The following is a 26,869-nucleotide window of genomic DNA, read 5'->3' as shown; positions in this document are numbered from 1 at the left end:
ATAGTCGCACAAAATCGGATTTTGTTCGTAATAAACAAATAAAACCATCTTCCCGGCAAAATTGCCAAAAAGATGGTTTCCATTAATTGATTCTTATTCCCACTCAATCGTCGCAGGCGGCTTACTTGTAATATCGTACACCACGCGGTTAATGTGCTTCACTTCGTTTACGATACGTGTCGAAATGACTTCAAGCACATCCCACGGGATACGTGCCCAGTCTGATGTCATGCCGTCTATTGATGTAACGGCACGGATTCCGATTGTGTAATCATATGTTCTTGCGTCACCCATAACACCAACGCTGCGGATGTCAGGAAGAACAGTGAAGTATTGCCAGATATCACGCTCTAAGCCGTGATTTGCAATTTCTTCACGCAAGATTGCATCTGATTCACGAACGATTTCAAGTTTTTCTTCTGTTACTTCGCCAAGAACACGGATTCCGAGTCCCGGTCCTGGGAATGGCTGACGCCATACGATTTCATCCGGAATGCCGAGCTCTGTGCCAAGCGCGCGCACTTCGTCTTTGAAGAGCGTATTTAACGGCTCGATCAGCTCAAACTGCATGTCTTCAGGAAGTCCGCCGACATTGTGGTGAGATTTGATCGTTTGCGCCGTTGCTGTACCGCTCTCGATGATATCTGTGTAAAGCGTACCTTGTGCAAGGTAGTCGATGCCTTTGAGCTTGTCCGCTTCATCATCAAACACGTAAATGAATTCATTACCGATGATTTTGCGTTTTTGCTCAGGATCAGAAACGCCTTTTAGTTTGTTTAAGAATCGATCTTTTGCGTCTACTTTAATCACATTCATGTTAAAGCCTTCGCTGAATGTTTTCATAACACCCTCAGCTTCGCCTTTACGGAGAAGACCATGGTCTACAAAGATACAAGTCAGCTGGTCGCCGATCGCTTTATGAATCAAAACAGCAACAACAGAGGAATCAACGCCGCCGCTTAGCGCGCAAAGAACCTGTTTGTCTCCGACCGTTTCACGGATTTTTTGCATTTCGATTTCGATAAAGTTCTCCATTGACCATTCGCCTTCGCATTCGCAAACACCGAATACAAAGTTTTTCAGAAGATCATTGCCGTATTCAGAGTGGCGCACTTCCGGGTGGAACTGAACGCCATACCATTTTTTGTCCGCTTTGCTCATTGCTGAGTTCGGGCAGTGATGGCTTGTCGCGTCAACAGTGAAGCCTTCAGGAACTTCTACAACCAAATCGCCGTGGCTCATCCAAACCACTTGTTCATTCGGAAGATCTCTGAACAAATCAGGTGTGCCTTCGATGCGGATGTTTGCTTTTCCGTATTCACGCTGGCTTGCCGCTTCAACTTTACCGCCAAGGTAATGAGTCATCAGCTGCATGCCGTAGCAAATTCCCAAAACAGGAATATCAAGCTCGAAGATTTTCTCGTCACAGCGGAAAGAGTTTTCATCATACACACTGTTTGGACCGCCGGATAAAATAATTCCTTTTGGATTCATTTTTTTAATTTCTTCAGCCGTCAATGTATGTGGATGCAGCTCGCTGTATACACCGAATTCACGGATACGGCGTGTAATCAGCTGGTTATACTGACTGCCGAAATCAAGGACAAGAATCATTTCATTCACTAACTTTGTCATGGTTGTCACCTAATCTCCTCTAAGTTTTTTGACACAGAAAAAAACGAGGACAGATATGAAGCTCGCTCCGCCCTCTTTGGCAAGGCCGTTTGCCGGAGTCAGGCCAACTCGCTCCCAGACTCCGATAATATTCACTAATTCTAACAACACGTCGATAAGTGGTCAAGACCATCTTCTTTTAATTAAATTTTCCCATAACTCTCTCGAATCATTCCATAGCGCCGAAGAATCTTCATTTCTGTAAAGCGCCCTTTCATAGCTTAATGTCAGCTTTGACATGTCTTCTATGTCGTATTTTTCATCGATTCGTTTTGCATAATCACGCAGTGTTTCACTGTCTCGTTTCGGCAGCCCTTTTCTCTTCAGTTGTTTCAGCAGCGCGCCATATGCCTCAAAAAACGCGTGCTGATCGCTGCGCCGCTTCAATTTCCTCACGGCGAAAACAGGAATCCATAACGAGCGGAAAACATACAGCAATACAGCTGCCACCAGGAGGACTGCAAGAACCGCAAGCGCTGCATACAAGCCCGCACCGGCATTGGTATGCGAAGCGGACGGCTTTTTAGAAACAGCTGGCTCCCGCTTTTCCTTTTGTTTTTCCTCTTTTTGCGGCTGTTTTTTCTCTTCTTTCTGTTTTGCTTTCTTCGGCGAGCTGCTGTTATCGCTGCCGGAGTCCTTTGTGTCAGAAGAAGTAAATTCAGCCGGATTTGTAAACCCTTTAGTCGGCTCAAATGTAACCCAGCCCTGTTCCGGGAAATACACCTCTACCCAGGAATGGGCATTGTTATTTGTCACTTCGTAAATGCTGCCATTTTTGTTCCCTGCTTCTTTGTATTCGCCGGACGTATAACCCTTTACCCAGCGGGCCGGAATGCCGGCCGAGCGCAAGAGCACCACCATGGCGGAAGAAAAGTTATCACAATAACCCATTTTCGTTTCAAAGAGAAATTGATCGACATAATCCTCATCATTCTTCGGAATGGTCACGTTTTCTGTTTCATAGGTAAACGCATTTGACCCTAAATAGTCCTCAACCGCTTTCACCTTATCAAACATATTGTCGTGATCCTGAGTCAGTTTGATCGCAAGGGTTCTCACCCGCTCTGGCAGTGAATCTGGAAGCTGCATGTAGCGATCGCTGAATGTGTACTCCTCACTGTTTTTTCTCACTTTTACCTTTCTCAGTTCATCCAGCTTATAGACCGGGGAATTGTACGTTACAGTATAATTCCCCATATTTCTGATTTCACCGGCTTGTTCACTGATCGGAGAAATTTGCTCCGTGTTGCCGTTCATTTCAAGTGAGACAGCCTGCTTTGGCTGAATGGTTTCCGCACCAATCGGATACATCAAATGGTTATACCCGTAGTGCTTATCGACTTTTACACGGACGGTGCGGCGCTCTGTCGCAACCTTATGGTCAAACCACAGATTTTCAACTTTTCCATTGCTAAGCTGATACGACATGCCTGTGTCTGTTTCAATCCAGCCTTTTCCGGTATACGTGTCCTTCGTTTCCACACGGAAATACGTACGCTCTTTTCCCTGCCATGTAAAAACAGGTGTAGCATCCTGCTGGAACGGGCCGCCGAGTGATTCATCATGATTCCCGTATCCGATTTTGCTTTCCCCTGCAGACACGCGGTCTTGATGAGTGATTTTTTTAAGAAAAGGCACCGGATCAGGCCAAGCCGGCTCTGATTTTGGAGCGGCGAGTCCGAATCCCGTTGCAGCCAAAACCAATACAGATAAAGGAAGAAACCATTTCAGGACAGATGTTTTTGGCAGTGTGATTCTTTCCATCAGCTTAATGCGCTCCAAGTATAAAAGGCCCAGCATAAAGAAGCCGATCAGCACGATACGGATGACGGCAAAAGTGGCATCATATGGCGTAAAGGTATCAAGAATCGTAATATACGCTACTGTCATCAAAAAGAAAAACAAAATTCTTCTCTGGTAAATCACCCAATAATGCAGGAGATAGACCAGCAGCCACAGCAGCACAAAAAACAGCAGGGTCCGAAAAGAAGGAATCATGTCATTCCATTGCCCAGATTGAATCAGCGTGATATTCAGATAGACATCCTGCAAAAAAGAGCTGACCCAGCTCAAGTCGAATATAGATCCTTGATAAAACAGGATGTGTATCGAGATCAATGTAAATAAGACACAAAAAGGAACGGTGACAAACCACCTCATCCTGAAAAAAGTCAGCAGAAACGTCAAGCCGATAAAGACACTAAAAAAGCCTGTATGTTTCGTTTCAGTAAAACTGTCAAGCGGCCTGAGCCACTCCCACAGCAATAAAAAAGCCAGAAAATAAAATAACAGCAAGCTCAAACGGCTCCCCTTGTGATCATCGTGCGGCATGTGAACCAGTCACCTCTCTTTCTAAACAACACGCGAAACTCGCCCGCCCCTCATGACCCGAACTCTGATTTGGCGTTTCATCATGCGTTCAATCATGACATTTTCAGCTTGAGAGAGCTCAGCATCTTTCTCTTTTGCCAGTATCACCGTAACCCGGCCGCCTCCTATTTCTGCGAGGTGCAGCATATCTTCCGTTAACTGTCCCGTGACAACAACTTGATCAGCCTGGCGAACAGATGGCTTTCCCAGCTCTTCCCGTGCATATCGGCTTATCGGGTCTGCCGCATCACAATGAGCGATGGCTAAATGCCGAAGCATGTGCTTAAAATGCTGATCCCCTTCCTGAATAGGGAAAATGTTTTTTTCCTTCCCGATGGAAGCCAGACCAGCACCCGCGCCGTTTTTTAAAACAGAATGAAGAATCGAAGCTGTCACTGAAACGACCTCTTCGAATGCGTCTGAGGAAAAACGGTCCATCAGCAGAAACAGATTTTTGCTGCGAGAAGGCTCAAATTCCTTCGTCATCAGCTGGCTCCGCCGTGCAGAGGTCTTCCAATCTAACGCAGCAAACCGGTCTCCCGGCTGATAATTCCGCACACTTGCTGCGACTGAGGAATGGTGCTGATGAATAGGAGAAGAACCGCTTACACCGTCTTCCTGATGCCTCTCATTCACCTGATAGGAAAAACGCTGATAGAATGGATAAACAAACAAGGTATCATCCAGCTCAAAAAATGCTGTTTTTTCAATCAAGCCAAGAACATCCCCGGTTCGCACCCTGACAGAATGAAAGTGATGCTCTCCGCGCGGTACCCGAGCTAATTCATACGACATCGTCATGCTCCGTTTAAACCAAGGAAAAACGAGCCGTTTGGCCGCGGCTCCGTCTCGATTTAATGACTCGATACCTTCTGGCAGGCAATCTTCAATCACCATATACATCAGGGGAAATGGCAGCTTTCTTCTCAGCGTAACCGTTACGCCCAGCCTGTCCCCCGCATGTAATTGTGTTCTATCCATTTGCCTTGAAGCCTGAAAAGAACGGAGCGGATACAAGGCCAGCAGCCCGGCATACAAGACAAAAGGGAGAAACGCGTAAAACAAAAACCAGCTGACAAAGCCGCCCTGAAACATCGCATAAGAAAAAACAGCAGCCGTCAATAAAATTAATATAATCAGCTTCCAACCATATACGAGCCATTGCCATTTCTTATTCATCAGCGGACCGACGACCTTTGAACCGGCACCTTCACAGCTGACATGATCTCCCTTACGATCGCTTCTGCCTGACTCCCTTCAAATTTTGCCTCAGAATGAAGCATCATCCGGTGCGGCAGCGTGAAAGGAGCTAAATATTGAATATCATCCGGTATGACATAGTCGCGATGATGCAGCAGCGCGTATGCCTGTGCCGCTTTCATGAGGGCGATTGAGCCGCGCGGACTGACGCCTAATTGAACAGAAGGATGCTGTCTCGTTTTCTGCACAATTTCAACGATATATTCCTTAATGCTGTCATCAGCACGGACATTTTGCACTTCCCTCTGTAAACAGATGAAGTCTTCTTTTGCAATAACCGGCTCAAGCGTCTCAATCGGATGGCTTTTTTCCTGAAGAGATAAGACGTCAAGCTCTTCATTAAAGGACGGATAACCCATCCGAAGTTTGAATAAAAAACGGTCAAGCTGAGCTTCCGGCAAAGGATAGGTCCCTTCATATTCGACCGGGTTTTGCGTTGCCATCACAAAAAAAGGAGCGGCAAGCTGCATCGTATGGCCATCTACCGTGACGCTCCCCTCTTCCATCGCTTCGAGCAAAGCCGACTGTGTCTTCGGAGAGGTACGGTTGATTTCATCGGCCAGCACGATATTTCCCATAATCGGGCCAGGACGATATTCAAATTCCATCGTTTTCGCATTATAGATAGATACCCCTGTTACATCAGATGGCAGCAAATCCGGAGTGAATTGGATTCTTTTGAAATCGGCGCCGATTGACTTTGCCAGCGCGCGGACCATCATCGTTTTTCCGACTCCGGGTACATCCTCAAGCAGCACATGCCCTTTGGCAAGAAGGGCTGCTAAGCTGAGTATGGCGATGTCTCGTTTTCCAACCATTACTCTATTAATATGTTCAACTGCTTTCCCCAGCAAAGGATGCAGGTCTTCTTGATATGCCATTCTTTTCCTCCTAGTCATCTACAAAATTCATCATAATGTAACCTAACTTTACCACAAAAAGCAATCTGTATAAAAAAACGATTCAAGCAAATTGTTTCCAATAAAGCTGGCCAAAACACAAAAAAAAGCTTCCTGTGGCAGGAAGCTCAATTATTTGTGTTCTAAAGGCTCCATATGAACATGCGAATAATCAATCGCATGCTCCTCCTTCATTCTCCGCTCAATTTCATTGGCTATATCGTGGCTTTCCGTAATATTTAAATCTGCCGATACCTCAACCACCACATCAACATGAACCGTACTGCCCAAGTATCTTGCTTTTATGTCTTTTAAACGGCTCACACCGGAGATTTTTTCGATTGTCTGTTTATAAGCGGAAATGTCCTTTATGTCGAATCCATCTGTCAAAGAGTGAGATGACTCTTTAAAAATATCCCATGCGGTCTTGCAAATAAGCAGACCGATCACAAACGCAGTGACCGTATCAATCCAAGCAAGATGGAATTGAGCAGCCACAATGCCGATAAATGTGCCGATACTGACGAATGCGTCTGTTTTATTATCAGCAGCCGCAGCAAGGAGCGCCTGGCTCTTCACCTTTTTGGCCAGCCTTTTATTGTACCGGTAAACGATCAGCATCAGGACTGCCCCGCCCGCTGCCGTCCAAGCCGCAATCATATCCGGCGTCTCTTGTTTAGCAGAAAAAATAGATTCTCCGGCGCTGAACAGCACTTGCAGGCCGACAACCATCATAATAAACGATGCGATAAGCGATGCAATCGTTTCCGCTCGAAAGTGGCCGTATGGATGATCTTCGTCAGGAGGCTTTTGAGAGATGCGCAGGCCAATCAGCACAGCAACAGAAGCAATAATGTCAGTTGTGTTATTTAACCCGTCTGCCGTAAGTGCTTCCGAGTGAAAAAGATAACCGATGATCAGTTTAATTGCGGAAAGAACAAGATACGCGGCAATGCTGACCAGCGCCCCGGATTCTCCCTTTTTCAGTTCATCATATCTCTCCATACAAAACCTCCTCCCCGCTCACATTTTCCTATTATTATCTTACAAAGCTGAACCGCAGTGGGTCTACAGAAACATGATTCACCCGCCACAGAAAAATAGTGATGATGGAACACTTTTTCTCTCATCCAATTTATTTGCTCCGCCAAAAAGCCCATCAGATCCAATGACACCAGCGCTTCTCGCATTCTATCGAATTGTAAATAGTACACAAAATCACACAGCGAATAAAAAACGAAACATTTTTTCCACACATTCGCTGAAAGCGCAAACAAAACACTACAAATTTGAAATAAGCTGGTATATTTTCTTACACGAATTTTCGACAAACTGTATATTTATGATAGAGTTTCAATTATCATAATATTCAGTAATGATTGCATTTTAAAAGGAGGTAACTTATGAACCAGTCTCAATCAGGATTAAAAAAGGAATTAAAGACCCGCCATATGACAATGATTTCGATTGCCGGTGTAATCGGAGCCGGCCTATTTGTAGGCAGCGGTTCAGTGATTCACTCGACCGGTCCGGGTGCCGTTGTTTCTTACGCGTTAGCCGGATTATTGGTGATTTTTATTATGAGAATGCTCGGTGAGATGTCTGCCGTAAACCCGACGAGCGGATCGTTTTCTCAATACGCTCACGACGCCATCGGCCCGTGGGCAGGATTTGCAATCGGCTGGCTGTACTGGTTTTTCTGGGTGATCGTCATCGCGATCGAAGCCATTGCCGGTGCTGGCATTATTCAATACTGGTTCCATGATATTCCGCTGTGGCTGACAAGTTTGATCTTGACCATTGTGCTCACCCTGACAAACGTCTACTCCGTTAAGTCTTTCGGTGAGTTTGAATATTGGTTCTCCCTCATTAAAGTTGTGACTATCATTGCTTTTCTAATCGTTGGTTTTGCCTTTATTTTTGGCTTTGCACCGGGCAGTGAGCCAGTCGGTTTTTCGAATCTTACAGGCAAAGGCGGATTTTTCCCTGAGGGCATCAGCTCCGTATTGCTCGGCATTGTCGTTGTCATCTTCTCTTTTATGGGAACTGAAATCGTTGCCATTGCAGCAGGGGAAACATCCAATCCGATCGAATCTGTGACAAAAGCCACCAGATCCGTTGTATGGCGCATCATCGTCTTTTACGTGGGCTCAATTGCCATTGTCGTGGCGCTGTTGCCATGGAATTCAGCAAATATTTTAGAAAGCCCTTTCGTCGCTGTACTTGAGCATATAGGAGTGCCGGCAGCCGCACAGATTATGAACTTTATCGTCCTCACAGCCGTACTCTCTTGCCTGAATTCAGGTTTGTACACCACATCCAGAATGCTGTATTCACTTGCAGAAAGAAATGAAGCGCCGCGCCGTTTTATGAAATTGAGCAAAAAAGGCGTTCCCGTACAAGCCATTGTGGCCGGGACATTTTTCTCTTATATCGCGGTCGTAATGAACTATTTTTCACCGGATACCGTCTTTTTATTCTTAGTCAACTCATCAGGCGCAATCGCTTTACTCGTCTATCTTGTCATCGCCGTTTCCCAGCTGAAAATGCGGAAAAAACTCGAAAAAACAAACCCAGAAGCATTGAAGATCAAAATGTGGCTCTTCCCTTTCCTAACCTACTTGACCATCATCGCCATTTGCGGAATTTTAGTGTCCATGGCGTTTATTGATTCCATGAGAGACGAGCTGCTGCTGACAGGCGTCATCACGGGAATCGTTCTGATTTCTTACCTTGTGTTCAGAAAACGCAAGGTGAGCGAGAAAGCGGCTGCCAACCCAGTCACACAGCAGCAACCCGATATCCTGCCTTAATGCTGATCAAATCCTAAACGGCCTGCCGTTTAGGATTTTGTTATTTTCTTCTTCGGGCGGGCTGCAGCACGAAGATTTTTTGTAACCATCACGTCCTTATTGTCATTAACTATAATACCAATTTGGAAAATTTAGATAAGGACAGATGAAAATGACACTTGAAAAATTTGTGGATGCTCTCCCAATCCCAGATACACTAAAGCCAGTACAGCAATCAAAAGAAAAAACATACTACGAAGTCACCATGGAGGAATGCACTCATCAGCTCCATCGCGATCTCCCTCCAACCCGCCTGTGGGGCTACAACGGCTTATTTCCGGGGCCGACCATTGAGGTTAAAAGAAATGAAAACGTATATGTAAAATGGATGAATAATCTTCCTTCCACGCATTTCCTTCCGATTGATCACACCATTCATCACAGTGACAGCCAGCATGAAGAGCCCGAGGTAAAGACTGTTGTTCATTTACACGGCGGCGTCACGCCAGATGATAGTGACGGGTATCCGGAGGCTTGGTTTTCCAAAGACTTTGAACAAACAGGACCTTATTTCAAAAGAGAGGTTTATCATTATCCAAACCAGCAGCGCGGGGCTATATTGTGGTATCACGATCACGCCATGGCGCTCACCAGGCTAAATGTCTATGCCGGACTTGTCGGTGCTTATATCATTCATGACCCAAAGGAAAAACGCTTAAAACTGCCTTCAGACGAATACGATGTGCCGCTTCTTATCACAGACCGCACGATCAATGAGGATGGTTCTTTGTTTTATCCGAGCGCACCGGAAAACCCTTCTCCGTCACTGCCTAATCCTTCAATCGTTCCGGCTTTTTGCGGAGAAACCATACTCGTCAACGGGAAGGTATGGCCATACTTGGAAGTCGAGCCAAGGAAATACCGATTCCGTGTCATCAACGCCTCCAATACAAGAACCTATAACCTGTCACTCGATAATGGCGGAGAGTTTATTCAGATTGGTTCAGATGGAGGGCTCCTGCCGCGATCTGTTAAACTGAATTCTTTCAGCCTTGCGCCTGCTGAACGTTATGATATCATCATTGACTTCACAGCATATGAAGGAGAATCGATCATTTTGGCAAACAGCGCGGGCTGCGGCGGTGACGTCAATCCTGAAACAGATGCGAATATCATGCAATTCAGAGTCACAAAACCATTGGCACAAAAAGACGAAAGCAGAAAGCCGAAGTACCTCGCCTCATACCCTTCGGTACAGCATGAAAGAATACAAAACATCAGAACGTTAAAACTGGCAGGCACCCAGGACGAATACGGCAGACCCGTCCTTCTGCTTAATAACAAACGCTGGCATGATCCCGTCACAGAAGCACCAAAAGTCGGCACAACTGAAATATGGTCCATTATCAACCCGACACGCGGAACACATCCGATCCACCTGCATCTAGTCTCCTTCCGTGTATTAGACCGGCGGCCGTTTGATATCGCCCGTTATCAAGAAAGCGGGGAATTGTCCTATACCGGTCCGGCTGTCCCGCCGCCGCCAAGTGAAAAGGGCTGGAAAGACACCATTCAGGCGCATGCAGGTGAAGTCCTGAGAATCGCGGCGACATTCGGTCCGTACAGCGGACGATACGTATGGCATTGCCATATTCTAGAGCATGAAGACTATGACATGATGAGACCGATGGATATAACAGATCCCCATAAATAACCCGACAAACTTGCCTCTAGCAGGCAAGTTTTTTCCTTATGAAACCTTTGGCCCTATTTATCGTATTACGTAAAAACAGCAAAAAGGAGCTGCTTTTTATGCTGACACACGACCTACATGAAAAAATAAAGCAATACATTTCCATTTATGCTGAATTAAAATCAAAATTAAAATGGAAAGTTTCACACGATCAGATATTAATGCTCATTTCTTCTGCATATATTGTGAATAAAAGAGAGTTTGATTTTCAGCGCTTTTATGATTTGAGCAGCTATATCAAATCAAACATCGGCAGCTTCTCAACACTCAATTCACACCACCGCTTTACTGTTGCATCTATTCTGGACATTCATTTTCAGCATGAGGCAAAACAAACATTTCATACTTTTATCGATGTATACAATGAAATGGTGAAGCTAGGATATAAGCGGGATATGTTCACATACCTTTCCACTCTGATCTTGCTCACCGGCAAATCTGAAACGACAAACCAAAAAGAACAGATGAACATGGGGCTAGCAGTTTATCAGCAGATGAAGAAAAATCATTATTTCCTCACTTCAACTCAGAATGTTCCGCTCGCCATACTGCTTGGAGAAAACGGAAAAGGTTTGCAGGCGCTACAGAAGGCGGAAACATGCTATCAACTGCTGGCAGCCAACGGCTTTAAAAAAGGACAGTACTTACATCAGGTCAGCCATATTCTGGCCTTGCAAAGTGAAAAAGAGCCCGAAATGCTTGTTTCCGCCTGCAAACAGATATATCAATCGATCACTGATGTCAAAAAACCAAAGGATTATCATTATCCAGACCTTGCTCTCCTCACATTTCTGGAAGAGCCAGATATCAAAACCGTTTTGTGCATCACTGACGAATTAAACCAGGAAAAAGCTTTTAAATGGCAAAAGGAAATGAACTTTAAAATTGCTGTCAGCCTCTATCTCAGTGAGCATATGGAGAAAAATCTGCTGATGGAATCAGGACTATACACCGCTATCGAAACAGTCATTCAAGCACAGCAGGCAGCCGCGACAGCTGCCATCATCAGCTCAACAGCAGCCAGCCATACTCATGATGGAAACTAAAGGAGGAGAAACATGCCATACATCACATTAGAAGATCAGACACGCCTTTACTATGTAACACACGGGAACGGGACGCCGATCCTGTTTATACATGGGGTGCTGATGAGCGGACAATTTTTCCACAAACAATTTTCGGCGCTTTCTGCCAATTATCAATGTATTCGTCTTGATCTTAGAGGACACGGCGAATCTGACAAAGTGCTTCACGGCCACACCATTTCCCAATATGCCCGTGACATAAGGGAATTTCTAAATGCAATGGAGCTTGACCATGTCGTTCTTGCCGGCTGGTCAATGGGCGCTTTTGTCGTATGGGATTATCTCAATCAATTTGGGAATGATAACATTCAAGCCGCTGTGATCATCGATCAATCCGCTTCCGACTATCAATGGGAGGGCTGGGAACACGGTCCATTTGATTTTGACGGCTTAAAAACAGCGATGCACGCCATTCAAACTGACCCGCTGCCTTTCTACGAAAGCTTCATCCAGAATATGTTCGCAGAACCGCCTGCCGAGACCGAAACAGAATGGATGCTGGCAGAAATCCTCAAACAGCCGGCTGCCATTTCTAGCACGATTTTATTTAACCAAACGGCCGCTGATTACCGGGGCACCCTCCAAAACATCAATGTGCCGACATTGCTGTGCTTCGGGGAAGACAAGAAATTTTTCTCTACAGCAGCTGGGGAACACTTGCGCAGCAATATTCCAAACGCGACACTCGTTACCTTTTCTAAAAGCAGCCATTGCCCGTTTTTAGAAGAGCCAGATGCTTTTAACAGCACACTCCTCTCCTTTTTAGATGGGGTTATTGGAAAGTCATAAAGAAAAAGGAATTAGGAGATTAGGGAAAAGTATGAGACAATAAGAAATGTGCAGTAAAATACATGAGGGAAGAAGTGACTTTATGTCTTACTATAACAAACGAAATCAAGAACCGCTGCCAAAAGAAGATGTGAGTACTTGGGAATGCACAAAAGAAGACTGTAATGGCTGGACCCGAAAAAACTTCGCCAGCAGTGATACGCCATTGTGCCCTTTGTGCGGAAGTAAAATGGTCGACGGCATCCGTTCATTAGTGAATCTCCAAAACAACAGCCAAACGAAAACAAGCTAGTTCTTCCCTATAACAAATGCAGTCTCCCGCAAGCAAACAAACCCCGAACGGAGACAAAATTCTATATTTCAGAATAAAAGCCTCTCATTGCAAGAGGCCAAATACGAAGAAAGAAGCCCAAAACTGTAAACGTTTAGGGCTTTTTTGTCTGTTTCAATGGTATAATATGGATATAAGAGGAGTGATAACGTGATCTCAAACCAGCAGCAAAAAGACTTGAAAAAAAGAGCTGCGTTCAAAAAGCTGAATGTTGCAATGAACTCATATGTTGAACTTCTGTTTTTGTCAGTACCTCTGATTCATATCTTTAAATGGCTCGGATCATTAGCCCTGCACCTCATCCATTAAAAAAGCCACTCAGCTTATGCCGAGTGGTTTTTATTAGTTTATCACAGAAAAGCTGTTGATGATGCCGTTTGGATTTTCCCATACTTTTTTGAAGGTCTTATTTTCAAGGCTATAGGAATAAATCGTCCGCACCTTAGCTTCACGCCCTGTTTCATCCTTCAGCTTTTTAGCCCCCTTGGCTTCGGCAAGAAAATAAATGTTCTTTCCATCCTTAGAGAACTGAGGCTGTGCGTCAATTAACAGCTTAAATGATTTTTGATTTGAGATGATGCTTTCATACTTTTTCGTATCCGCATTGAGCATCTGAATAGAAGCGGTTTGCTCCGTTCCTTTCTGCGTATATGATGTGAATAAAATACGTTTATCATCATCAGAAACAGCAATATCGCTGATAAATTGGTTCAGGCTTTTCAGCTCATTAAATTTATGTTGGCGGCCTTCCGCAAAATGAATCGTTGTCGGTTCTGGGTCGATGCCCTTTTCGTTTGCTTCATCTGTTTTCTTGTAGTCTTCTTCTACAGAATAATGAAGCAATGCAAATGAATCGTTTTTTTGGTTATAAAAGAAGCTGCTGACGGTGTTATCCTGATCATTAGCGGCAGGATAAAGATTTTTGTACTTTTTCGTTTTCAGATCAAAAGCGGCGATCCGAAAATTGCTTTCGTCCGCTTTTCCTAAGCGGAAATAGATGGTTGAACGGTCCTTTGATAAAAACAAACTGTCCGCACTCTCCGCGCCTTTATAAAGCACCGTCTTTTTATTAGACTTTAGATCCAGTTTAAAAAGCCTCATTTCATTCTGTTCATTATTGCCCGTATAATAGAGCACCTGCTGTTTTTGATCCAAGGCAAATGCCGGATAGCTGGTCAGCTTCTCCTCATGGATCACCTTGTCATTTTCATAATACTTTGTCAGCAGATCCGTATCTGTAATTGAAACCAGCAGCTCATCACCGCTTTCAGTATTGACTGAAACATCAGCAGCCTTCTCATGGCCTTTATCCTTTGCAACATAAAACGCAACCCCCGCGGCAGCTGCCGCTATTATCACTGCTAATAATAATATGATTCTTTTTTTCATCTTTTATCTCCACCAATAGAAAAAGCAAGAATGTGACTTCTTGCTTTCCAGATTATATATGTACATTAATAGCTGTAATGCCCCGCTACTTTCCCTTTGCTTAATGGGTATCCAAGCGCTTTAAACGCTTTAGGGCTAACATCCAGCACTGCATTAGGCATTCTGCCAACATCATTTTTATAAACCGTAATCACCTTTTTAGGCTTCGCTTTTGCATAAGCTCTGATTTTTGTCCCGTTTCTAGGAACATCAAATCCGATTTTGGTCGCACAATCCCAATGTCCAAGTTTCTTACCTGAAGAGCCTTTTTTCCCGACTCCGTTATACCAAGTAATATTTCCGTTCACATGTTTCGCACTGGCATCTGATGAAAAACTAAAAGCTCCCAAAGTACTTCCTACTAAGATAAAAGCGGCTAAAATGACTTTCTTCAACATTTCGTCCCCCTGTTTGTTAACATCTAGGAAGATTATACACGATCAACCAGCTATTTTTTATTTCAATATCCTTACAGTAATGTTACAAAGTCAAAAAGTTACCTCTGCTAAATTAAACCATGGAAGATTATCCTATTATAATAGCGGTATTAGCGTTATAATTATTGATAGAGTAGTTGTCGCATTCAATATGAACGAACCATTACCGTATTGTTCAAACCAAATTCATAGCTATGTAAACGATTGATACTCTCATATAAAGAAAAAAGAGTGTGCGAGACCCTTTTTTCTTTAAAGTTTCTTTTTTCAAAAAAACGTAGATTATATTATATAAAAATTTCATTTCTTTTTTGGTTTTAAAAATGGCGATTTTGTGAACAGTTCATATTGACCGGTGCGGAATTACTCACATCAAAAGTTATAGGAGTGGTAATCCATGAAGGCAGCAAGATGGCATAACCAAAAGGATATCCGTATTGAACATATCGAAGAGCCAAAAACGGAGCCGGGAAAAGTAAAGATCAAAGTCAAATGGTGCGGCATCTGCGGAAGTGATTTACACGAATATCTGGGCGGCCCGATCTTTATTCCGGTTGACAAACCGCACCCATTAACAAATGAAACGGCCCCTGTCACAATGGGGCATGAATTCTCCGGTGAAGTTGTCGAAGTCGGAGAAGGCGTTGAAAATTATAAAGTTGGAGACCGCGTTGTAGTCGAGCCGATTTTTGCTACACACGGCCACCAAGGCGCCTACAACCTTGATGAACAAATGGGATTCCTCGGCTTAGCCGGCGGAGGCGGCGGTTTCTCTGAATACGTCTCTGTGGATGAAGAGCTTTTGTTCAAACTTCCTGATGAATTATCATATGAACAAGGCGCGCTCGTTGAACCTTCTGCAGTTGCTCTATACGCTGTCCGCTCAAGCAAACTCAAAGCAGGCGACAAAGCGGCTGTATTCGGCTGCGGCCCGATCGGACTTCTTGTCATTGAAGCGCTGAAGGCTGCCGGTGCAACTGATATTTACGCTGTTGAGCTTTCTCCTGAACGCCAGCAAAAAGCTGAGGAGCTTGGCGCGATCATCGTTGATCCGTCTAAAACAGACGATGTAGTCGCTGAGATTGCAGAACGTACAGGAGGCGGTGTTGACGTAGCATTCGAAGTCACTGGTGTCCCAGTGGTGTTACGACAAGCCATCCAGTCCACTACAATTGCCGGTGAAACCGTCATCGTCAGCATTTGGGAAAAAGGTGCTGAAATCCATCCGAACGATATCGTAATCAAAGAACGTACAGTAAAAGGAATTATCGGATACCGCGACATCTTCCCGGCTGTATTGTCATTAATGAAAGAAGGCTATTTCTCAGCCGACAAACTCGTAACGAAAAAAATCGTACTAGATGATTTGATCGAGGAAGGCTTCGGGGCTCTTATTAAAGAGAAAAGCCAAGTCAAAATCCTTGTCAGACCTAACTAATTTGAAACCAAAAAGAATCCGCACTCGGGTGCGGATTCTTTTTTTAATTATCCAATCACTTCAGCCCCAGAATCCTTCTTTGCCCCGCCGTGATCATAAGCGCGGAAGTTTTCCTCCAGCTGCTCAAGCGAAAGACCTTTCGTTTCCGGTAAAAACTTCTTCACAAACAGGACAGAGCAAATTCCTAATCCAACGAAGATAAAGAACGTTGTGGACAGCCCGATGGCTGCCAGCAATATCGGAAACGTGAAACTGACTGCAAAATTCACCATCCACAGACAGAATACCGTAACACCCATTCCCAGTCCGCGCAGGCGAAGCGGGAAGATTTCAGAAAGCATCAGCCAAGTCACTGGTGAAATGGCGCCCTGCTGAAAAGCAAGAAATGTGACCGTTAATGACAGGATTACATACGGAAGTGCCGGTGATCCTTCAAGTACAAGTGAGAATATCCCGATCAGCAATAACGCTGTTGTCGTACCGATCAAGCCTGTCATCAGCATCGGCCGGCGCCCCACTCTTCCCAGCAGCCAGATTCCGACGAATGTTGCCAATACCGAAATCACGCCATTCGCAATATTTCCGATTAAAGCGGCTTCCGTTTGGAAACCGGAATTTCTTAGAATTTCAGTCCCATAATACATAATCGAATTCACACCTGTAATTTGCTGTACAATCGCAATCCCTAATCCAATAAACACAATACGGCGCACCCATGGGACTGAAAGATCTTTAAACGTCGCTTTTTCAAGCTGATCTTCTTTTTTGAAAGCGAATTCAATTTCTTGCAGCTCAGCTGCTGCCCGTTTTTCATCCCTGATTTTTTTCAATACACGCAAAGCATCTTCTTTTCTTCCTTTAGAAACAAGCCAGCGGGGACTCTCGGGCATTCTGATCATGCCGAAAAACAGGAACACGGCTGGAAGTGACGCAATGACCAGCATAAACCTCCACACATGGGAGTTGTCTCCCATTGTTGTTCCAAGGATCGCATTAAAAACAAAGGCCAAAAGCTGTCCTGATACAATCATCAATTCGTTCTGCGTCACCATTCGTCCCCTGCTTTCCACAGGAGACATCTCTGCTAAATAGGCAGGCACCGTTACGGATGCACCCCCAACCGCAATACCGAGCACAAAACGGGAAATAATCATGACCGTAACATTTGGAGCAAACGTACACCCGATCGTTGAAATAAAAAATATAACAGCGAGGAACAAAATATTTTTGCGGCGGCCGTTAAAATCAGACATCCTGCCGCCAAACACAGCACCCAGTGCCGCTCCAAAAAGAAGTGAACTGGTGACAAGGCCCTCTGTGAAGGCATTGAGATTAAGCTGATCCGGCTCTCCCATATACGGCAAAGCTCCATTGAGCACACCGGTATCATAGCCAAAAAGAAGCCCGCCGAAAGTGGAGACTAAAATAATTGTACGTAAAAATGACATTTGATTGCCTTGTTTATTCATACTGTTTCCCCCAGTCTTTTTCAAAATGCGTATGTCAAAAACTCATTCCAGGGCTGCTGCCTTCCTCACATTTCGTAAGCAGGCTTCAGAAAATAGTTGTTCATGTTTTTATCCAATAACCTCATAACCTTCCCTTCTTCTTAGCATGTCAGTTCCAATGGAAGCGATTTCATTTCTCGCTAAAAGAGCAATGGTCATTTCTTTGTGCATAACCTTGTAAATTTGGCATTTAATAGTCACTTGATAGTTCAATTGTAGTGATATGATAGTGACATTTTTGTTATATCTGATATTATCATAATTATAAAAACGTTTTCAGTCAATATAAATTTCTGAAAATTTTTTACTCTATAAAAGGAAAATCACCAATTCAAGGGGAAAATGAACGTTTTTCTTCATGAAAGTGTGTGAATCAAGTCAAAAATCCTGTGATTTTCTATTCATATCGATAAATGAGTAAGTGTTGGGTAACTTCACCTACTTTTCTCTGTAAAATCAAACATTCGTTCAATTGTTTCAGACTCAGGATAAAAGGAAATAGAGAAGAAAATAAAAGAAGGCTGGCTTAAGGGAGGCAACCAAAATGAATGAGGGTTATATCATTGCAGGCCTTTTATTATTGACAGCGGGGATGATTGATTTTTTATGGACCACGTTATGGTTAGAGAGCGGTGCAGGCCCGATCACAAGATGCCTGTCTGCCTGGCTGTGGAAGGGCTGCCGCAAAATCAGCGGTGACCACGCAAAGGTTCTAAGTATGGCTGGTCCTCTGCTGTTATGCCTGACGTTAGTGATATGGATTAGTCTATTTTGGGGCGGGTGGGTTTTGATTTACTCAAGTGACCCTCAATCACTTATGGAAACTCAATCAAAAGAACCGGCTTCCTGGTCAGACCGAATTTATTTTTCCGGCTATGTCATGTTTACATTAGGAAATGGCGACCTCGCTCCGAACGGAGGCCTATGGAAGCTTGTCACGATTATTGAAACAGCTCAAGGACTGCTTACCATCACGTTTTCTGTCACGTATTTGATTTCCGTCTTGAGTGCGGTTAATCAAAAACGCTCCTTTGCCCAAAGTGTATTAAGTCTAGGGCATGACGGAACAGAAATCGTCCATAATGCATGGAATGGCAAAGATTTTCACGACATTGATTTTCTTCTTATCGCTGCCTCATCAGAACTGGGAAAGCTGACCGCTCAGCATAACGCCTTCCCCATCCTTCATTTTTACCACAGCACGCAGCATCAGGAATCATCCATTATAGCTGTTGCTGTATTGGATGAGGCTCTAACCATTTTCAAATACGGAATTCCTGAACAATATCAGCCGAATCAGCTTCATATCAAAGAAGCGCGCTCAAGTATCAAAAACTATCTAGATACCGTTCATACTGCCTATATCCATCCTGCAGAACAAGCGCCGCCGGAACCAGACATCTCAAAGCTTCAACAATCAGGCATACCGGCTTTATCAAAGCAAACATTTCAAATTGCTGTCAATTCAATAAAGGAACGTCGTCAATTGCTGCTGGGAATTATCCAAGCGGGTGCTCGAAAATGGCCTGTTCAGGAGCAAGCAATAGGTAACGCTTATTCTCCTAAATAAAAAAGTCCCGAGTGCTGATCACTCCGGACTTTTCACTGTATGAGTCTTACACAAGCTTCTGGCCGCAATTCGGACAAAAATTGGCTTCGCCCGTTTTTGTTCCGCAGTTTGGACAGAAATTCGGTTTGCTTCCGCTGCCAGTTGACTGTGGGCCTGATGACTGTGCCTGCTGATTTTGATTCATTTGGTTCATCATCTGATTGGCCATATTCATTCCCATCATCATTCCAGCCATATCCGAAGCCGCTCCGCCTCCGCTCATCTTTCCGGATGCCATTCCATCCGTCATTGATATTTGCTGGTATCTGTTCACATCCCCAACCATACCGTAGGAAGCGTTCTTTGTAATCATATCTTGAACCTCTTGAGGATAATTAAAGCTCATGATTTGAAAACCAGTGACCGTCATCCCGTCGCTTATTAATTGCATATCTAAGTCCTCTTGAATTCCCTTGGCAATATCAAAAGCGTTTGCTTGAAGATTAAACATATCTTTCCCTTCTCTTGTGATCCACTTCATGAGAAGCTGATCCAGAATAGAAATGATACGGGTTTTAATATCCTCTACAAAATATTGATCTTTCACGCCAGCGATTTTATCAATCAGGCTGATATAGTCCTGCACCTTGAAATTAAATGTGCCGTTTGCGCGAATGGGCATCCCGCCTGGCATTCCCGCTGCCGGAATATTTATCGCCTGTTTTGTTCCCCATCTTACGGTAAATTCCTTCGTATTGACAAACAGCACCTCAGCTCGCATGCCGCTGTTAAAGCCAAACTTAAAGCCCTTTAACGTTGAAAGGAATGGAATAATTTCTGATTCAATATCATAATCGCCATCATCTTGAAAGACTCCTTCAACCCGCCCATTGTTCAAAAAGACAGCATCCTGTCCGGGACGAATGATTAAACGGCTCCCTTTTTTGATTTCACGATTGTTCCATTTATAAAAAATCATATCATCTCTAAATTCTTCCCACTCTACTACATTCGCTAATTGATTTCTGAAAAACGACATTACGCCTCTCCCTTTCTCTATTTCTTACATTTAAAAACTGCCCCGGCTCCCACTGTATGACGTGCCGCCTTTCGTAACACCGCCATCGCTGCCGCTGTCTTTATCTGATGGTTTTCTTTCTCTTGTTACAGTCGTTCTAATATAAGTGTCGTATTGATCAATCACATCAGACGTACGCTGATCCATATATGTATTTCCATTAACCGTTACTTTGCCGCCTGCATGATAAAGCATGATTGAAACCGCAATTCCCCCGACTGCGATGGCAGCAATCAGCTGAAACCACCATGTAAAGAATATGTTGTCAGGGTTTACTCCCGGTTTTATGCCCATATCTTTATAGGAAAGCTGAATATATGTCTCAAAAGCTTCAAAATAATTTTCATTGGATAAATCAGATGAAATCGTATTTCTGATGCTATTGAGCCTGCTGTTGTCCAAATACTGTTCGGCTTTTTTGAAGCCTGCGATAAACACTTCTCTGTTTGTCATATCAATCGTCAGAATGGCTGTACTGCCTTTTCCGTAACGATCATAAAAATCGCCGGTATAGTCTGCAATATCTTCACCGTTTGTGCTTTTGGTCGTAATAATGATGAAATCAGTGTCCCTCTTTGCACCCAGCTCTGCCGAGAGAGATTCAAGTTTTCCGATCTCCGCTTTTGACAATAGATGAGCACGATCGTACACATGCTGCTGTGATTCAGAGGCTCTTGCCGCTTCGATCCCCAGTAAAGGCATCATGATGAAAGCCAGCACAACAAAGATCGCTTTTCCAAAAAATCCACGCATCAAAATCCGCCTCCCATCATCAATGAGACGAGCTTCAACGCAAGAAATGTCCCGCCTGCTATTCCGCTAAACCATGCCGCCACTTTTCCTCGACTGATCGGCGGCTTTCCGACAACCTTTCCTGTTTGCCCGTTCATCGCAAAGATATGCTCCGCTCTTTCATAATCGTAACTGACCATCCAAACAGGAAGCAAAACGTAAAAGCTGTTCACGTTTTTCGTGTGAATATGTTTGTCCCTCACATTGACTGACGTATATCCGGAAAAAGTAGAATGGATGTATGAATCTATATAACTGCTGATTTTCTCTTTTGCCCTCGGAAAAAGCTCCTCATCGGTATAATTGTACTTTTCCGCAATATAACCGGCCAAATATGCCGTTTGAAAGTCCTTCAGCTCTTCGTATGAATAAGGCTCCAATTTGTCCATTAATTCGTCTTTCATTTTTTCAGAGGCATCGACAGGGATTTTCAAATAATCGAGATTGATATCACGAAACGCTTCAAAGTGCTCTGTTTCCGTGCAAATATAATCCCCTTCTTCATACCGGTGGACCCTGGTACAGTTTGCTCTCACCTGTACTTCACTATTTAAATCAAACATCCAAAACGGAATATACATGCCGGTGATGCTTTTAATGCGATCGGCAGACATGAAACCTCTTGGTGTCAGAAGGCCTTTTTTGCACCACTTTCGAAATGCCTGCTCCGCTTCTTGCTTGCTGATTGTAAATGGAATGACCTTCGCCGGCGCCAAATGTCCTGATAAACGATCGGCAAGTATTGCAGCACCTCCGCAGAAGCTGCACGTCGTTGCTGTCGTTTCAGCTTCCGTGATCAAAACGGCACCGCAGTTTTCACATTGATATTCTTTTGCTTCATCATCAGAAAACCGTGCCGCAATGTTTTCTTTCGGAAGGCTTTCAATATTGTCCTGTCTTCCGCAGCTGCTGCAGGATAACGAGCCGGTTTCACTGTCAAATGCCATATCACTGCCGCAGTTCGGACACTTATAAGATATTATCATTACCGTTCCCTCTCACATCTTATGATAAAATGACGCCGCAGCCGAGAGCTGCGGCCTCCTATGTATTACTTATCGAGCATCATTTTCGCTTTTAACGCCGCAAGTTCATCATCAACCTGGCTTGAACCGCCAGTGTCATACTTTGCAGTCAGATCAGCCATATCATCCTGCGGAGCGCTGTTCAGTTCAGCCATTGCATTGGCCTGATCAAGTGCCTTATTTACTTTGTCCTCCATTCGGCCGAATGCAGACATTGATTGGCTTGTACTTGAAACAGAAGCGCCCAGTTTGTTCATTCTTTCTTGCGTTTTCGCTACTGCCCACTTCGCCTTGATCATATTTTTGCGTGCTTCCAGCTCTCCAATGTCAGATACCAATTTGTCATGCATCTTTCGCATCTGTGCGGCATTGGTTGCAGCAATTTGATTCGCCGCCTGCAGCTCAGAAAGCTTTGATTCCAAAGATGTTTTTCTTTCAAGGAACTTTCTCGCATCGCCCTCATTCCCGGCTTGCAGCGCCTTCATTGCATAGCTTTCCATCTTTTCCATATCCGCCTGGCATTCGTGATATTCTCTTTTTGCTCTCTGCTCCTCGGCCATAACAGCTGCTGTTTCTGCCTTAACCTTAGCCAAATCGCTATTCATATTTCTTAAATATTTATCTGCCATTTTCTCCGGATTTTCAGCCTTGTCCAATAAAGCATTGATATTCGCAGACATAATATCTTTAAATCTTCCAATTATACTCATTATATCGTTCCTCCTAAAGCTAATTCGGTAACCCTTGTTACATATACTATTTATTATCGTTAAAAGTTTCACTTTTTTAATAAAAAATGACATTTCAAACAAAAAATATATAACTTTTTACCTGAACAAAAATGTAAGCAATAAAAAAAGATGCCCCCAAAAGTCCAAAGACTTTCAAGAAACATCTTCAATGATTTACAAAGAAACTTCGATCTCATCCAAGCTCGGCAGTGCATCAATCGCTCCAATTTTAGTGCACACAAGAGCTCCGACCTTATTGGCAAACGACACAATCTCACGCAGTTTCACAAAATCAGCATCTACAGATTGAATCTGATTCGTATTTGCCAATTGATATAAAGCCGCACCGACAAAAGCATCTCCCGCCCCTGTTGAATCGATTGATGTCACCGGAATGCTTGGAATGATTTCACGGTCTTTTCCATTGGAAAGAAGCGTTCCGCTTTTCCCAAGTGTCACAGCGACAATGTTGGCTCCGATCTCATGAAGGATCGCAACACCCTTTTCATGATCCTTCACACCGCTGATAATCTCAAGCTCCTCGTCACTGACTTTCACAAAATCACTTACAGCGATCGCTTTTTTCGCAACACTTACAAACTCTGAGACTCTTCCCCTCCATAAATCTTCACGGTAGTTAGGGTCAAACGAAATAAACTGTCCATTGTCTTTCGCAATCGACATCAGCCGTAAATAGGCTGAGCAAAACGGATCCGATAACAGTGCCGTCGCAGAGCCGAAATGAAGGATTTTCGCTCCGTTTAGTTTTTCCTGGTCAATATCCTCCAGCGTAAACAAAGCGTCCGCGCCTCTATTAAAAACAAAGTCACGCTCTCCATTTTGTTTTAATGAAACAAAAGCAAGCGTTGTAGGCGCTTTCTCATCCATCACCAGCATAGAGGTATCGACATGTACAGCGTCCAATGTTCGCTTCAGAAAATACCCAAACGGATCCTTTCCTACTTTTCCGCTGAAAGCGGCGTCTCCGCCCAGCTTGGCAATCGCTGCCGACACATTCGCCGGTGCACCTCCGGCACTTTTCAGGAATTGGCGCCCTTCCATTAAATCAACGTCAACATCGGTACAAAAGAAATCAATTAACAATTCCCCAATACAAACTACAGAATGACTACGCATATTATCACACTCATTTATAAAGTCTAGATTACAGTCTCAGTATATTACTTTTTGCCATAAATACAACATTGAATATTAAAAATTTTACATCTATTTATCTCGCAGACCTTTGCTCCAGCTCAGAGATGATGTGCTTATATCTTTTTTCAGTTAAAGGATAGAAGGCGATGAGAATAATAGAAAGCAAAATGAAGAATCCCGGAATCAAAGCATTCATGTTTTTAATCGCATTCAAGGACGTGACAGTCTGGTCTGCATTCGCCACATATCCTGCGATTCCTAAATAGATGGCCGAAAATGACCCGGCCAACGCCACACCCAGCTTATTGATAAAGCTCATGCTCGAAATCACCACACCATCCGCGCGAATTCCGGTTTTCCATTCCGCATAATCGACACAATCCGCAACCATTCCCCAAGCAAGCGTATTTAAAGGCGTTGTGAAAAATCCCGAAGCGAAAAGCCAAATGAAAATGAGTGGAATTGAAGAATACGACGTAAAATGCAGGCCGGCATAAGAAATAAGCGATAGAGCTGCCGTGATGATCATGACTTGTTTTCTGCCCCACTTCTCAGAAAAGAAAGGAATAAACAAATTGCTGATCAGCGCTGCTCCGAAAAATAAAACGGTGCCCATAAATACGAACTCTTTATGGTTGACGTTATACGTAAAATAATACACCATCGTGCTGAGCTTAATATTAAACCCGATCGCAAAAGCCAAAAATGATGAAATTAACATAAGCAAGGGTTTGTTTCGGAATAAAACGGATAACGTCTTTTTGATCCCTTGTTTTTTTCTCTTTTTAGGCTGAATTCGCTCCCGTACAGTAAAGAAACTAAATAGATTCAAAACGATGCTGACAGCCGCGTAGATGAGCGCCGTCATTTGAAATCCAAACGCCTGATCTTCCCCTCCGATAGCAGTTGCAAGCGGTGTCGCACAGGAAATGGATAAAAGAATGCCGATATACACCAAAATCATCCGGGTTGTGGTCAGAACCGTTCGTTCCTCCACAGAATTCGTCATCCGCCCCGTTAAGCTGTTCACCGGGATCGTTTGCATACTAAAGGACATCCCAAGCAGAATATAAGTGACATACGCATATACCATATTTCCGGTCTCACCGAAATGAGGCGTCGTGAAACATAAGAATGTGAATAGCGCAAAAGGAAATGCCACCCACAGCAAATATGGCCTTGCTTTTCCCCACCTTGTATTCGTTTTATCTAAAATCAATCCCATGATCGGGTCAAAAATAGCATCCAGCACACGCACAACAAGAAACAAAGTTGCGATCACCGCAGGCTGAATGCCGCCGACGTCTGTATAATAAAATAATAAGTATGCGTTTACAAACTGAAAGATAATATTATACGACATATCGCCGAATCCATAGCCGATTCGTTCAAACCAGGACAGTCCGCGATATTTCGTCTTTACTGCCGCTGCTTTTTCTGTTTCAATCATCATTTCCCACCCCAAGAATCCGTTTTCATTTTTGATAAGCAAGAGGGAGAATGCAAAGATCCTCCCCGTTCACTCAGCGATTTGGATACACCATCACTTTTAAGCATTCATTTTTGTATTGAAAGGCCCGTTCCATCGCCTCTTGCGTCTGCTCCAGCGGATATTGGTCCGTTATAAGGTGCTTCGTGTCCACTATGCCGGAAGCGAGAAATTCAATTCCCTTCGGATACGTATTCGCATAACGGAAGATTCCGTATATATCAATCTCGTTATCTGCAATAAATGGCACATTGAGCGGAATCTCGTTCTGAGAAGGCAAACCGACAATCGCCAGTTTTCCGCCCCGGCGCACGGAAGCCAGTGCGGATTGCAATGCCGCCGGATTCCCTGCTGTTTCCCAAGCAACATCAACGCCTCTATCATTCGTGATCGTTTTAATCTCTTCAAGTGCATCCTGTTCACGTATATTAATAATATGAGTCGCTCCCATTTTTTTCGCAGCTTCTAACCGCAGCGGCTCTAAGTCGGTGACAATGATTGTGCCTGCCCCAAATGCTTTAGCTGCGGCAACAGCCATTAACCCAACAGGGCCCATCCCCATAATCGCAATCGTTGATCCGGGCTGTAGCTTCGTTCTGGCCGCCGCATGGATGCCGACAGAAAACGGCTCGATCAAAGCAGCATCTTCATAAGAAAGTGAATCTGGGATTAAAAAAACAAAGTCCTGACGCATTTTAATATATTGGACAAACGCACCGTCTACCGGCGGTGTAGCCAAAAACTGTACATCCGGGCAAAGATTATAGCGTCCTTCTTTGCACGCTTCACATCGTCCGCACGTAACACCCGGCTCTACAGCGACGCGGTCTCCCACCTTGAATTGATCGACAGATGATCCGACAGCGGCGATTTCACCCGCGCATTCATGGCCAAGGATAAATGGTTTTTCCACTACATAGTTGCCGATTCGTCCATTTGTATAGTAATGCAGATCTGATCCGCAAATTCCGACAGCCTTCACCTTAATCAACACTTCATCATGATTGATGTCAGGCACAGGCAATGTTTCGATTTTGATTTCTCTTGTGTTGTGCATAACAGCCGCTTTCATGTTCTGAGGTACTGTGTGAGTCATTTGGCAAATTCCTTTCTTTAGAAAATAAAATGTAAGTGCATACATTTTTGTTTTCTCTGTTACTGCCCCCATTTTATCTGCTTTTCAATACGTTCAACAGCCTTTCCTGCTGTATAAAAGGACAGCGGCACTGTACTTTTATTTTTTCATATACAAAAAACGCTGGATTGATAAAATAGTACTAATA

25 protein-coding genes are annotated in these 26,869 nt (G+C 44.0%); 9 read left to right on the top strand and 16 right to left on the bottom strand.

The window, feature by feature from the left end; translation table 11 throughout:
* Window positions 1-93: 93 nt before the first annotated feature.
* From guaA to mneS, 6 genes are all read right to left on the bottom strand, one after another.
* Complete coding sequence (gene guaA / locus MHI44_RS15065; RefSeq protein WP_003244399.1) at window positions 94-1,635, bottom strand: glutamine-hydrolyzing GMP synthase; 1,542 nt, start codon at window positions 1,633-1,635, stop codon at window positions 94-96.
* Window positions 1,636-1,644: 9 nt separating this feature from the next.
* A complete protein-coding gene (locus tag MHI44_RS15060) occupies window positions 1,645-1,785 on the bottom strand; it encodes a hypothetical protein (RefSeq protein WP_009968829.1) in 141 nt (46 codons plus the stop codon).
* Between the two features lie 12 nt (window positions 1,786-1,797).
* Complete coding sequence (locus MHI44_RS15055; RefSeq protein WP_339202308.1) at window positions 1,798-4,005, bottom strand: DUF4129 domain-containing transglutaminase family protein; 2,208 nt, start codon at window positions 4,003-4,005, stop codon at window positions 1,798-1,800.
* 21 nt (window positions 4,006-4,026) lie between these two features.
* Window positions 4,027-5,223: a DUF58 domain-containing protein gene (locus MHI44_RS15050; protein WP_264099510.1), complete on the bottom strand. Its 1,197-nt coding sequence runs from the start codon at window positions 5,221-5,223 to the stop codon at window positions 4,027-4,029.
* A complete protein-coding gene (locus tag MHI44_RS15045; RefSeq protein ID WP_339202305.1) occupies window positions 5,223-6,185 on the bottom strand; it encodes a MoxR family ATPase in 963 nt (320 codons plus the stop codon). The genes MHI44_RS15050 and MHI44_RS15045 overlap by 1 nt, the downstream gene beginning before the upstream one ends.
* A gap of 150 nt (window positions 6,186-6,335) precedes the next feature.
* Window positions 6,336-7,208: a manganese transporter MneS gene (gene mneS / locus MHI44_RS15040; RefSeq protein ID WP_339202303.1), complete on the bottom strand. Its 873-nt coding sequence runs from the start codon at window positions 7,206-7,208 to the stop codon at window positions 6,336-6,338.
* Between the two features lie 73 nt (window positions 7,209-7,281).
* Here mneS and MHI44_RS15035 point away from each other — a divergent pair, with 73 nt between their 5' ends.
* The 7 genes from MHI44_RS15035 to MHI44_RS15005 all read left to right on the top strand — a co-directional run bounded on the left by MHI44_RS15035 (window position 7,282) and on the right by MHI44_RS15005 (window position 13,262).
* Complete coding sequence (locus tag MHI44_RS15035) at window positions 7,282-7,569, top strand: hypothetical protein (protein WP_032726737.1); 288 nt, start codon at window positions 7,282-7,284, stop codon at window positions 7,567-7,569.
* Between the two features lie 37 nt (window positions 7,570-7,606).
* The gene (gene gabP, locus MHI44_RS15030; RefSeq protein WP_220396848.1) at window positions 7,607-9,016 is read left to right on the top strand and encodes a GABA permease; all 1,410 of its coding nucleotides are present in this window, start codon (window positions 7,607-7,609) and stop codon (window positions 9,014-9,016) included.
* Between the two features lie 151 nt (window positions 9,017-9,167).
* Window positions 9,168-10,709 carry an outer spore coat copper-dependent laccase CotA gene (gene cotA, locus MHI44_RS15025; protein ID WP_014479048.1) on the top strand — a complete coding sequence of 514 codons (1,542 nt, stop codon included), beginning with the start codon at window positions 9,168-9,170 and terminating at the stop codon, window positions 10,707-10,709.
* Window positions 10,710-10,807: 98 nt separating this feature from the next.
* On the top strand, window positions 10,808-11,794 hold the full coding sequence (locus MHI44_RS15020; protein WP_032677457.1) for a DUF4003 domain-containing protein: 987 nt from the start codon (window positions 10,808-10,810) through the stop codon (window positions 11,792-11,794).
* 12 nt (window positions 11,795-11,806) lie between these two features.
* A complete protein-coding gene (locus MHI44_RS15015) occupies window positions 11,807-12,622 on the top strand; it encodes an alpha/beta hydrolase (protein WP_041333557.1) in 816 nt (271 codons plus the stop codon).
* Between the two features lie 82 nt (window positions 12,623-12,704).
* Entirely contained in the window at window positions 12,705-12,914 is a 210-nt protein-coding gene (locus tag MHI44_RS15010) for a cold-shock protein (protein ID WP_003234008.1), read from the top strand.
* Between the two features lie 189 nt (window positions 12,915-13,103).
* Window positions 13,104-13,262, top strand: coding sequence for a hypothetical protein (locus MHI44_RS15005; RefSeq protein ID WP_003243985.1), 159 nt, complete (start codon window positions 13,104-13,106; stop codon window positions 13,260-13,262).
* Between the two features lie 33 nt (window positions 13,263-13,295).
* Here MHI44_RS15005 and MHI44_RS15000 read toward each other — a convergent pair whose 3' ends face one another.
* Window positions 13,296-14,342 (bottom strand): PD40 domain-containing protein, encoded by a 1,047-nt coding sequence (locus MHI44_RS15000; RefSeq protein ID WP_038827715.1) that lies wholly within the window; start codon window positions 14,340-14,342, stop codon window positions 13,296-13,298.
* 65 nt (window positions 14,343-14,407) lie between these two features.
* Window positions 14,408-14,779, bottom strand: a complete 372-nt coding sequence (walM, locus tag MHI44_RS14995; protein WP_003234013.1) for a cell wall metabolism protein WalM — start codon at window positions 14,777-14,779, stop codon at window positions 14,408-14,410.
* Between the two features lie 436 nt (window positions 14,780-15,215).
* Here walM and bdhA point away from each other — a divergent pair, with 436 nt between their 5' ends.
* A complete protein-coding gene (gene bdhA, locus MHI44_RS14990) occupies window positions 15,216-16,256 on the top strand; it encodes a (R,R)-butanediol dehydrogenase (protein ID WP_003234015.1) in 1,041 nt (346 codons plus the stop codon).
* Window positions 16,257-16,303: 47 nt separating this feature from the next.
* On the opposite strand, the gene iolT is transcribed toward bdhA, so the two are convergent.
* Window positions 16,304-17,725, bottom strand: a complete 1,422-nt coding sequence (iolT, locus tag MHI44_RS14985; RefSeq protein ID WP_116316325.1) for a myo-inositol transporter IolT — start codon at window positions 17,723-17,725, stop codon at window positions 16,304-16,306.
* A gap of 583 nt (window positions 17,726-18,308) precedes the next feature.
* Between iolT and MHI44_RS14980 the strand changes: the two genes are divergently transcribed.
* Window positions 18,309-19,334, top strand: coding sequence for a potassium channel family protein (locus MHI44_RS14980; protein ID WP_003234030.1), 1,026 nt, complete (start codon window positions 18,309-18,311; stop codon window positions 19,332-19,334).
* Window positions 19,335-19,380: 46 nt separating this feature from the next.
* Here MHI44_RS14980 and MHI44_RS14975 read toward each other — a convergent pair whose 3' ends face one another.
* From MHI44_RS14975 to gutB, 7 genes are all read right to left on the bottom strand, one after another.
* Complete coding sequence (locus MHI44_RS14975; protein ID WP_003234032.1) at window positions 19,381-20,352, bottom strand: SPFH domain-containing protein; 972 nt, start codon at window positions 20,350-20,352, stop codon at window positions 19,381-19,383.
* Between the two features lie 30 nt (window positions 20,353-20,382).
* Window positions 20,383-21,144 carry a YgcG family protein gene (locus MHI44_RS14970; protein ID WP_326131835.1) on the bottom strand — a complete coding sequence of 254 codons (762 nt, stop codon included), beginning with the start codon at window positions 21,142-21,144 and terminating at the stop codon, window positions 20,383-20,385.
* Entirely contained in the window at window positions 21,144-22,169 is a 1,026-nt protein-coding gene (locus tag MHI44_RS14965) for a TFIIB-type zinc ribbon-containing protein (protein WP_029317392.1), read from the bottom strand. Before MHI44_RS14965 ends, MHI44_RS14970 begins: the two co-directional genes overlap by 1 nt.
* 65 nt (window positions 22,170-22,234) lie before the next feature.
* On the bottom strand, window positions 22,235-22,918 hold the full coding sequence (locus MHI44_RS14960; protein ID WP_339202299.1) for a PspA/IM30 family protein: 684 nt from the start codon (window positions 22,916-22,918) through the stop codon (window positions 22,235-22,237).
* Between the two features lie 195 nt (window positions 22,919-23,113).
* Window positions 23,114-24,076 (bottom strand): carbohydrate kinase, encoded by a 963-nt coding sequence (locus tag MHI44_RS14955; RefSeq protein WP_339202298.1) that lies wholly within the window; start codon window positions 24,074-24,076, stop codon window positions 23,114-23,116.
* A 94-nt stretch (window positions 24,077-24,170) separates the two neighbouring features.
* Window positions 24,171-25,547: an MFS transporter gene (locus tag MHI44_RS14950; protein ID WP_339203562.1), complete on the bottom strand. Its 1,377-nt coding sequence runs from the start codon at window positions 25,545-25,547 to the stop codon at window positions 24,171-24,173.
* Window positions 25,548-25,620: 73 nt separating this feature from the next.
* The gene (gutB, locus tag MHI44_RS14945) at window positions 25,621-26,682 is read right to left on the bottom strand and encodes a sorbitol dehydrogenase (protein WP_339202297.1); all 1,062 of its coding nucleotides are present in this window, start codon (window positions 26,680-26,682) and stop codon (window positions 25,621-25,623) included.
* Window positions 26,683-26,869: the final 187 nt, after the last annotated feature.

Source organism: Bacillus sp. FSL K6-1366, from assembly GCF_037976695.1.
In the GTDB taxonomy this organism is placed as follows: Bacteria; Bacillota; Bacilli; order Bacillales; family Bacillaceae; genus Bacillus; species Bacillus subtilis.
This window is presented reverse-complemented; position numbering and strand designations above follow the sequence as displayed.